10 protein-coding genes and 1 pseudogene are annotated in these 9,690 nt (G+C 67.7%); 7 read left to right on the top strand and 4 right to left on the bottom strand.

Going from position 1 to position 9,690, the window contains the following annotated elements:
- Nucleotides 1-698: CsgG/HfaB family protein (locus ACFDSW_RS12295; RefSeq protein WP_375250581.1), on the bottom strand; the 698-nt coding region annotated here is incomplete at its 3' end.
- 116 nt (nucleotides 699-814) lie between these two features.
- Between ACFDSW_RS12295 and lepA the strand changes: the two genes are divergently transcribed.
- The 5 genes from lepA to ACFDSW_RS12270 all read left to right on the top strand — a co-directional run bounded on the left by lepA (nucleotide 815) and on the right by ACFDSW_RS12270 (nucleotide 5,686).
- The gene (gene lepA / locus ACFDSW_RS12290) at nucleotides 815-2,626 is read left to right on the top strand and encodes a translation elongation factor 4 (protein WP_375250580.1); all 1,812 of its coding nucleotides are present in this window, start codon (nucleotides 815-817) and stop codon (nucleotides 2,624-2,626) included.
- Between the two features lie 115 nt (nucleotides 2,627-2,741).
- On the top strand, nucleotides 2,742-3,518 hold the full coding sequence (gene modA / locus ACFDSW_RS12285) for a molybdate ABC transporter substrate-binding protein (protein ID WP_375250579.1): 777 nt from the start codon (nucleotides 2,742-2,744) through the stop codon (nucleotides 3,516-3,518).
- Nucleotides 3,515-4,201 carry a molybdate ABC transporter permease subunit gene (modB, locus tag ACFDSW_RS12280; protein WP_375250578.1) on the top strand — a complete coding sequence of 229 codons (687 nt, stop codon included), beginning with the start codon at nucleotides 3,515-3,517 and terminating at the stop codon, nucleotides 4,199-4,201. The genes modA and modB overlap by 4 nt, the downstream gene beginning before the upstream one ends.
- Entirely contained in the window at nucleotides 4,191-4,817 is a 627-nt protein-coding gene (locus ACFDSW_RS12275) for an ATP-binding cassette domain-containing protein (RefSeq protein WP_375250577.1), read from the top strand. Before modB ends, ACFDSW_RS12275 begins: the two co-directional genes overlap by 11 nt.
- A 131-nt stretch (nucleotides 4,818-4,948) precedes the next feature.
- A complete protein-coding gene (locus ACFDSW_RS12270) occupies nucleotides 4,949-5,686 on the top strand; it encodes a GntR family transcriptional regulator (RefSeq protein ID WP_375250576.1) in 738 nt (245 codons plus the stop codon).
- A 22-nt stretch (nucleotides 5,687-5,708) separates the two neighbouring features.
- Here the strand turns inward: ACFDSW_RS12270 and nagA are convergent, their stop codons facing one another.
- Together nagA and ACFDSW_RS12260 are read right to left on the bottom strand one after the other, a co-directional pair.
- Entirely contained in the window at nucleotides 5,709-6,842 is a 1,134-nt protein-coding gene (nagA, locus tag ACFDSW_RS12265) for an N-acetylglucosamine-6-phosphate deacetylase (RefSeq protein WP_375250575.1), read from the bottom strand.
- A complete protein-coding gene (locus ACFDSW_RS12260) occupies nucleotides 6,839-7,903 on the bottom strand; it encodes an SIS domain-containing protein (protein ID WP_375250574.1) in 1,065 nt (354 codons plus the stop codon). The genes nagA and ACFDSW_RS12260 overlap by 4 nt, the downstream gene beginning before the upstream one ends.
- Nucleotides 7,904-8,118: 215 nt before the next feature.
- Between ACFDSW_RS12260 and ACFDSW_RS12255 the strand changes: the two genes are divergently transcribed.
- On the top strand, nucleotides 8,119-8,730 hold the full coding sequence (locus ACFDSW_RS12255) for a TetR/AcrR family transcriptional regulator (protein ID WP_375250573.1): 612 nt from the start codon (nucleotides 8,119-8,121) through the stop codon (nucleotides 8,728-8,730).
- 226 nt (nucleotides 8,731-8,956) lie between these two features.
- Nucleotides 8,957-9,352 (top strand): hypothetical protein, encoded by a 396-nt coding sequence (locus ACFDSW_RS12250; protein WP_375250572.1) that lies wholly within the window; start codon nucleotides 8,957-8,959, stop codon nucleotides 9,350-9,352.
- Here the strand turns inward: ACFDSW_RS12250 and ACFDSW_RS12245 are convergent.
- A pseudogene (locus ACFDSW_RS12245) lies at nucleotides 9,328-9,690 on the bottom strand (hypothetical protein); the annotation flags it as partial. The gene ACFDSW_RS12250 and the pseudogene ACFDSW_RS12245 overlap by 25 nt on opposite strands.

Here is a 9,690-nt window from a genome sequence, read left to right as displayed (position 1 = left end):
GTATAGGCCTGGATGAACGACAGCGTGACGATGCGCCCGATATCGGTATTGTCATAGCCGCCGCCGACGGCGCCGCCGACCGCGAAGAAGCCCCCGCCGCCCAGGGAGACATTGTTCTTCGCGGCATAGCCGTCTTCGGTCGCGATCGTCTCGGTCGTGCGGACGTTGGTCAGCGACAGAACGGTATTCGCCTCCATCTTCTTCGTTTTCAGCCCCCCCAGCAGGCCGCCGACGCGACCGCCCAGCAAGCCGCCGATACCGCCCCCCACGGCGTTGCCGCTGACGTTGCTGTTGGCGCCCTGCACTTCGGCCACCAGCACGTAATCGGCCGCTTTGATCTGGCCCTGGCCGACGTTCGCGCCGCGTTGCAAACCAAGGTTTCCGCCGATGGCGCGCTCGCGCTCCGCCGCGCTGAGGCCGCTGCCGCGGTCGATCAGGTTGAAACAGCCCGAACGCGCCACCAACACCTTCAGCAGCTTCGACGGCGGCGCGAGCGACCAGGCTGTCCAGTAAGAGGAATCGTCGCCGTCGATGATCGACAGCGTGCCCAGCTTTCGGGTGCAGTGCGGCACGTCGTTCGCGGTCTGCTCCTGCAGGCGCTGTCCCGCCGATGGCCGGGCCAGCTTCTGCGCATCGACGGGCGACGCGGCGAGGAGTACGGAAAGGGCAGCGACCGCCGACAAGGCCATGTTCGTCATGACATTCCCCTCTGCTCGGCCGTCCCCGAAGCGCCCCCTGCGCCGGCGACCGGCCGGTTTATGACAGGTGGCCCCCCTAGCACTGGCCGCCATGCTGCGCTAGGCGCGCGAAGACCATGACGACCCCGCTCGACAAGATCCGCAACTTCTCCATCATCGCGCATATCGACCATGGCAAGTCGACGCTGGCCGACCGGCTGATCCAGGCGACCGGCGGCCTGTCCGATCGTGAGATGAGCGAGCAAGTGCTCGATAACATGGAGATCGAGAAAGAGCGCGGCATCACCATCAAGGCGCAGACGGTGCGGCTGGCGTACAAGGCTGGCGATGGCGAAACCTATACGCTGAACCTGATGGACACGCCGGGGCACGTGGATTTCGCCTATGAGGTGAGCCGCAGCCTCGCCGCGTGCGAGGGGGCGCTGCTGGTGGTCGATGCCGCGCAGGGCGTCGAGGCGCAGACGCTGGCCAATGTCTATCAGTCGATCGAGCATGATCATGAGATTGTGCCCGTTATCAACAAGATCGACCTGCCCGCCGCCGAACCGGAAAAGGTGAAGGCGGAGATTGAGGACGTGATCGGCATCGATGCGTCCGAGGCGGTGCTCGCCAGCGCCAAGTCGGGGATCGGCATTGCCGACATCCTGGAGGCGATCGTCCGGAAGATCCCGGCGCCCAAGGGGGATGCCGACGCGCCGCTGAAGGCGATGCTGGTGGATAGCTGGTATGACCCGTATCTCGGCGTCGTGATCCTCGTCCGCGTGATGGAGGGGACGCTGCGCAAGGGGCAGCAGATCAAGTTCATGCAGGCGGGAACCACCCACCTGATCGATCGGGTCGGCTGCTTCCGCCCGAAGATCGAGCAGCTGACCGATCTCGGCCCCGGCGAAATCGGCTTCATCACCGCGCAGATCAAGGATGTCGCACAGGCGCGCGTCGGCGACACGCTGACCGATGCCAAGCGACCGACCGAACAGGCGCTGCCGGGCTTCAAGGAAGTGCAGCCGGTGGTGTTCTGCGGCCTGTTCCCGGTCGACGCCGCCGATTTCGAGAAGCTGCGCGAATCGATCAGCAAGCTGCGGCTGAACGACGCCTCGTTCAGTTTCGAGATGGAGACGAGCGCGGCGCTGGGCTTCGGCTTTCGCTGCGGCTTCCTCGGGCTGCTGCATCTGGAGATCATCCAGGAACGTCTGACGCGCGAATATGACCTTGACCTGATCACTACCGCGCCGTCGGTGGTGTATCAGATCGAACTGACCCATGGCGGCGGGCAGATCGATCTGCACAACCCCGCCGACATGCCCGATCCCAACAAGATCGAGTCGATCGCGGAGCCATGGATCGAAGCGACGATCTACGTCCCCGACGAATATCTCGGCAGCATCCTGAAATTATGTCAGGACCGGCGTGGCATCCAGAAGAACCTGACCTATGTCGGTGGGCGGGCGCAGGCGACCTATGAACTGCCGCTCAATGAAGTGGTCTTCGATTTCTACGACCGGCTGAAGTCGCTGTCGAAGGGCTATGCCAGCTTCGACTATCACCAGATCGGCTATCGCGAGGGTGATCTCGTCAAGATGAGCATCCTCGTCAACGAGGAGCCGGTCGACGCCTTGTCGATGATCGTACACCGCGGCACCGCCGAGGCGCGCGGACGCGGCATGTGCGAGCGGCTGAAGGAACTGATTCCCAGGCATCTGTTCAAGATCCCGATCCAGGCGGCGATCGGCGGCAAGGTGATCGCGCGCGAAACGATCAGCGCGATGCGCAAGGACGTGACCGCGAAATGCTATGGCGGTGACGCCACCCGAAAGCGCAAGCTGCTTGAAAAGCAGAAAAAGGGTAAGGCGAAGATGCGCGAATACGGCTCGGTCAGCATCCCGCAGGAAGCATTCATCGCCGCCCTGCGGATGGGCGACGAAAGCTAGGGCGGCTCGTTTTCGGCTGATCCTTCCCCCCTTGCGGTGCAGAATGGCGGGGCGACGCGCCGTGCAACAGCGCGGGAGGTTAACGGATCCATTGTATCCGGAGGGATACGGTGCGATGAGGCCGTTGATGCTGCATCGCGCCCTGCTCCTCCTCGCCCTGTTGATCGCTCTTCCCACCCAGGCCCAGGCCCAGGCGCAGTCGCGCGGGCCGCTGGTCCTTGCCGCCGCGAGCATGCAGGGGGCGCTCGACGAGGCCGCCACCGCCTGGGCGCGGCAGGGGCATGCCCGGCCGGTCCTGTCCTACGCCGCGTCCTCCGCGCTCGCGCGGCAGGTGATGGCGGGCGGGCGCGCCGATCTGTTCATCTCGGCCGACAATGACTGGATGGACGCGGTGGCGCGGCAGGCGTTGATCGTGCGCGGCACGCGCGCGGTGCTGGTGCGCAACCGGCTGGTGATCGTCGGGCGGGCCGGTACGCCGAATCTGGGAGCGATGCGCGGGATCGCGCTCGCGCGCCTCCTCGGCCGAGCGCCGCTTGCCATGGCGGACCCGGCGGCGGTGCCCGCCGGCAAATACGGTGAGGCGGCGCTGCGTCGCCTGGGGGCATGGGATGCGGTCGCGCCGCGTGTCGTGCGGGCGGAGAATGTCCGCGCCGCACTGGCCCTGGTCGAGCGCGGCGCCGCTCCGTACGGGGTGGTCTACGCCACCGACGTGGAAGGCGCGACGGGGGTGCGCATCGCCGGATATTTCCCGCCGCGCAGCCATCCGCCGATCGTCTATCCCATCGCGCGTCTGTCACGCGGGGTATCGCCCGAGGCGGAGGCGTTCCGTCGCTTCCTGTTGTCGTCCGCGGGGCGCGCGATCCTGTTGCGACACGGCTTCGTGCGCCCTTGAGTGACGGGCTGATCGGGATCGTCCGGCTGACGCTGCTGATCGGCGGCGTCGCTACGCTGGTGACGCTGCCGATCGCGTTCGCGCTGGCATGGTTGCTCGCGCGGGGGCGCTTTCCGGGCAAGGTGCTGCTCGACGGAATCGTCCACCTGCCGCTGGTGGTGCCGCCGGTGGTGACCGGCTGGATATTGCTGCTCGCCTTCGCGCCCGCCGGGGTGTTGGGCGCGCCGCTGGAGCGCTGGTTCGGCGGCAGCGTGCTGTTCCGCTGGACCGGCGCGGCGATCGCGGCGGGCGTGATGGCCTTGCCGTTGATGGTGCGCGCCATCCGGCTGTCGATCGAGGCGGTCGATCGGCGGCTGGAGCAGGCCGCTAGCACGCTGGGAGCGGGGCGATGGCGGGTGTTCGCGACGATCACGCTGCCGCTCGCCGCGCCCGGCGTCGCGGCGGGAGCGGTGCTCGGTTTCGCCCGGTCGATCGGCGAATTCGGCGCGACGATCACTTTCGTCTCGAACGTACCGGGTGAAACGCAGACGCTGCCGCTGGCGATCTATGCCGCGCTTCAGCGGCCGGGCGGCGAGGCGGAGGTGTGGCGCCTTGCGGCGGTGTCGGTTGCGCTGTCGCTGATCGCGCTGATCGTATCGGAGGCGCTGGTACGGCGCGCCGGACGGGGCGTGCATGTCCTTTGACCTGTCGGTCAGCGTACAGCGTGGCGGGCGCATAGTGTCCGCCGCGCTGCGCACCGACGCGGCGCTGACGGTTCTGGTCGGGCCGTCGGGGGCGGGCAAGACGACCATCCTGGACATGATCGCTGGGCTGATCCGCCCCGACCACGGCCATATTCGCGTCCTCGGGCGCACCTTGTTCGATCGCAGCGCGGGGGTCGACCTGCCGGTGCCGCAACGCGCGGTCGGTTATGTCTTTCAGGAGGCACGGCTGTTTCCGCATCGCCGGGTGCGTGCCAATTTGCTGTATGGCGCGCGCGACGACCAACGGCTGGCCGAGGTCGCGGCCACGCTCGACATCGCTCACCTGCTCGATCGATGGCCGCGCACACTGTCCGGGGGAGAGGCGCGGCGGGTCGCGATCGGGCGGGCGCTGCTCAGCGCACCGCGTTTCCTGTTGCTGGACGAGCCGCTGTCCTCGCTCGATCCGGCGCGGCGCGAGGAAGCGATGCGCGCGATCGAGCGGGTCCGTGACGCGCGCCTCGTCCCGATCCTGATGGTAACCCATGATCGCGCCGAGGCGGAGCGGCTCGCCGACCGGATCGTGCCGATCGATCAGGCAGCGGTCGACGAGGGCTGACCCACTGCGGTCGTGGCGCCATCCCGACGCTTCCGCTGGTCGTGACATCGCTTGGCGGGTAGCGTTGCCGTTCCTATCGCCGCGCGGACAAAGTGGGGCGATCCGGGCGAAACGAGGGTACGAGGAGCAGGATGGCGTTTTCTGACGAGGTCGGACGGTTTCGTGAAGGCAATCCGTCGCCGCTGTACCTGCAATTGCAGCAGTTGATCCGCAACGCGATCGGCGACGGCGTGCTGGCGCGGGGCGACGCGATTCCGGCGGAGCGCGATCTGGCGCTCGAATATGACGTGTCGCGCATCACGGTGCGCAAGGCGATCGGTGGGCTGGTCGAGGAAGGCCTGCTGACGCGGCGGCGCGGCGCCGGGACGTTCGTTGCCGGACGTGTGGAGAAGAGCTTCTCGCAATTATCGTCCTTTTCAGAAGACATGATGGCGCGCGGGCGAGCGCCATCGAGCCACTGGATCAGCCGCTCGGCGGGAACGGTCGATCCTGAGGAAGCGATGTCGCTGTCACTGTCACCGGGATCGCCGGTGCTTCGTTTCCATCGCCTGCGAATGGCGGACGATCAGCCGATGGCGCTGGAATTCTCGACCATCGCCGGCTTCTGCTTGCCGGGTGTCGGCTCGGTCGACGATTCGCTATACACTGCGCTGGAGCGGGCCGGGCATCGCCCGGCGCGGGCGTTGCAACGGTTGCGCGCGGTGCCGTTCGGTGCGGAGCATGCGCGGCTGTTGGGGGTGGACGCGGGCGCACCCGGCCTGTTGATCGAACGGCGCGCCTTTCTGAAGGACGGGCGCGCGGTCGAATTCACGCGGTCCTATTATCGTGGCGACGCCTATGATTTCGTCGCCGAACTGTCGGATATCTGAGGTGCGCCGGCCTGCCTTGGGCTTAGGCCAGGGCCTCCCCGCCGATCGTGGTCGCGACGGCGTGCAGTGTGGCATCGAGCCGCACCCAGTCGGCGCGTCGCCCGACCGACAGCGTGCCACGCTCCCCGGAAAGGCCCAGGAACGCCGCCGGGCTGGTCGCGGCCATCGCCCCGGCCTGTGCCGGGCTTAGCCCCAGCCGCGCGACCGACTGCCGTACCGCGCCCGCCATATCGAGGTCGGATCCGGCCAGCGTGCCGTCGGGGCCGACGCAGCGACCGCCCTCCACATGGATCGGCACGCCGTGAAGGACGAAGTCCTTGTGCGCCGCGCCGACGCACGGCATCGCGTCGGTGACGAGCATGAAACGGTCGAGCGGCCGGGCGCGCATCGCGCTGCGCAAGGCGACGTCGCTGACGTGGAATCCGTCGACGATCACACCGCACCAGACGCGCTGATCGTCCAGCGCGGCGCCGACGACCCCCGGAGCACGATGGCCCAGCGACGACATCGCATTATAGAGATGCGTCACGCCCGTCGCTCCGGCGGCGAAGGCCGCGGTCGCGGTCGGTTGGTCGGCGTCGGTATGGCCCAGGCTGACGATCACGCCGGCGGCATGAAGCGCGGCGATGCGATCGAGCGGCACCATCTCGGGCGCGAGCGTCACCATCACCCGCCCACGGCGTGGACGGGTCAGCAGCGCCATCATCTCGTCGTCGAGCGTGCGGAAACGTGTCGCGTCGTGGATCCCCTTGCGCGCGACCGACAGCACCGGCCCCTCGATATGTGCGCCGACCACGCCCGGCACGCCGGCGGCGATCGCGGCATCGGTGACGTCGAGCGCGCGCGCGATCATGTCGGGCGTATCGCTGATCCGCGTGGGTAGAAAGGCAGTGGTGCCATATTGGTGATGCGCTGCGCCGATCGCGGCGATGCCCTCGACCGTCGGATGGTCGTTGAACAGCACGCCGCCGCCGCCGTTCACCTGTGTGTCGATGAAACCGGGCATCAGCCAGCCACCGTGCAGGTCGACCGCGTCGGGCTGATCGGCGGTGTCGTCGATCGCGACGATCCGTCCGTCGACAACGTCGATACTCGCCTGGTGCAGGACGCGCCCGGGGGTGGCGATATGGCCGTTGCGGAAGCTGTGCCGTGTCATCGCGTTCGCGTTACCTTGCTCAGGTGGCGGGGGGCATCGGGATCGAGCCCGCGCGTCACCGACAGCATATTCGCCATGCGGTAAAAGCTCTGGATCATCAGGATCGGTTCGATCGCGGGATGCGCGCGCAGCGCCGGGGGATCCCCGGCGCCATCGCGGCTCGCGTCCGCCAGACTGACATGCGCGCCGCGCCCGGCGAAGGTGGCGGCCGCGTCGCGCACGTCGTCGCCCGCGGCGTCGGACCCGGCCAGCGCGATCACCGGGAAACCGACATCGACGATCGCCATCGGGCCGTGGCGCACCTCCGCCGCGCTGAACGCCTCGGCGTGGAGCGCGCAGGTCTCCTTCAGCTTCAGCGCCGCCTCCTGCGCGATGCCGAGGCCCAGTCCGCGCCCGATGACGAACAGGTTGCGCGCCTCCGCCAGCATCGCGCCCATGCTGCTCCAGTCGAGTGCCCAGGCGCGGGCCAGTTGTTCGGGCAATTCATCGACCGCCGTCCGCAGCGCGGCGTCTTCCGCCCATGCCGCGGTCAGCGCCGCCAGTGCGGCGAGCGCGGCGATATAGGATTTGGTGGCAGCGACCGATTTTTCGGGGCCAGCCTCCAGCGCGATCAGCGTGTCCGCCGCCTCGGCGAGGGGCGAGCCGGTATCGTTGACCAGCGCGACCACATGCGCCCCCGCCGCCTGTTGCGCCGCGACGGTGGCGAGCAGATCAGGGCTGCGCCCGCTCTGCGAGATCGCGATGCATAGAGTGGCATGCGGGCCCGCGACGCGGGGCGGGGCGGCATAGACCGACGCCACCGACGGCGCGGCGGAGGCGACCGGGATGCCGCACGATGTTTCGATCAGATATTTGCCATAGGTCGCGGCATGATCCGATGATCCGCGCGCGCAGGTGACGACCACCGCCGGCGGGGTGGCGCGCAGCCGCTGTACCAGCGTCGTGATCGCGGCGCGATTGGCCGTCAGCATGCGCGCGACGGCGGCGCCGGCCTCCGCCGCCTCCTGAAACATCAGGGTTCGCTCCGCTGCCTTGATGCGCTCGTCGGTCATCAGATCCATCACTTTCCTGGGCAGGGCGATGATAGGTACTTTATTGGTACTATGCAATCGCCCTTATGCGAGGCGGTACGGCCGGGTGGTGCGGTGCGGGTTTCCGGGAAGGGGTGGCGGTGTGGCATGAGCAGGATTCAAGCAGAGTTGATGCCGGCTGGAAAGCGGACCGTCGCGCCGCCCCCCTCGACCTTCGAGGGCGGATGAATTATATACCGTTCGTTATGGAAGCGTCTCTCTCCTCTCCCTCGCGTGGGCGTCCCCGCGAATTCTGCACGACGTCTGCGCTGGCCGCGGCGCTCGGCGTGTTCTGGACCAAGGGGTATGACGGGGCCTCGATGGCCGATTTGACGAGCGCGATGGGGATTACCAAGCCCAGTCTGTACGCGGCGTTCGGCAACAAGGAGCAATTGTTCCACAAGGCGCTGGACCTCTACGAATCCGAGAAGCTGGCCTACACCCGCGAGGCGCTGCGCCAGCCCACCGCGCGCGCGGTCGCCGAGCATTTCCTGCGTGGCGCACTCGCCGCGCAGACCAGCCAGTGCGATCCCAAGGGTTGCTTGGGGGTGATCAGCGCCACCGCGTGCAGCGCTGATGGCTCGGGGATCAAGGCGGATGTCATCAAGCGCCGCGAATCGTCGCATCAGGCATTGGTAGGGCGCTTCCGTGAGGCCCAGCGCGACGGCGACCTGCCCGACACGATCGATCCGCAGACGCTGGCGCAATATCTCTATGCCTTGTTGCAGGGGATGGCCGTGCAAGCCGGCGCTGGCGCGACCCGGGAGCAACTGGAGGGTGTGGTCGAGATCGGCTTGGCGACCTGGCCGAGCAGGTGATGCCCGCCCCGCCGGAGCGGGCGCGAAAAAATTACCGATCGGTACAGAAATAGTGATTGACCGGCATCGCAGTGCTTTCTATACCATCCGGTATTGAATTAAGGCGGCCGTGCCGGTTCCTCATACCGACCGAGTTGCCGATGATCCTGTGGTGTACCGGACCGGCCGTCGGATGGTGACGGGCGCGCCAGCGATACCATTCGATATTGTATCAGGGAGTTCGACCATGGCCTATCTCGCCTTCGATCAGCAGGGTCTGTCCACGTCGAACGTACCACCCGCCGCGCCGCGTAGCGATGCCACGCCCGTCGCGCGTCTCAGCGCGCTGGAATGGTCGGTGGTGGCGATTGCGCGCAACGACCGCCTTTCCTCGTTACGCCGGCCAGGGCGTCTGTCCACCGCGTTGCGGGTCGTATTCCGGCAGCACAATCCGATGCTCGCGGACGAACGGCTGGAGGCGCTGCGCCGGATCGCGGTGCTGGGCTGGCACTATGGCTATAACGTCCCCGGCTCCGAGCTGCGCCGTTTCCTCGCGGCAGGTTTCTCGGCCGATCATTACGAACTGCTGATGGCCAGCATCAGCGCGGGCCGACTGAATCAGGATCGCGCCGTCGCGGCCTGATCGCCGTCCAGCTCGCGCAGGTCGCGACCGAGCGTCTCCTGTCCGAACCACAGGACGAGCAGCAGCGCGATCATGGTCGGTATCATCACAAGTGCGGCGGCGGCACCCATCGACAGCGCCACCCCGGCGATCGTCAGCCCCTGCGCCAACAGGCCGCCGCTTTTGGTGCAGGCCGCGACCCATCCGGTGGCGCGGCCACGCACCCGCAACGGAAAGCTCTCCGCGGCATAGGGCAGGACGATCGCGATGATGCCGTTGCTGCCGACGATCAGCAGCGCGACCGGCCACACCGGGTTGCCGCCGCCGCAGCCCTGGTCGCGCGCGTCGCAGCTCGCGAT

Origin of the sequence: Sphingomonas sp. (genome assembly GCF_042091075.1) — a bacterium.
Classification (GTDB): Bacteria; Pseudomonadota; Alphaproteobacteria; order Sphingomonadales; family Sphingomonadaceae; genus Sphingomonas.
Note: the sequence above shows the minus strand (reverse complement) of the source record. Positions and strands in the feature narration are given on the sequence as shown.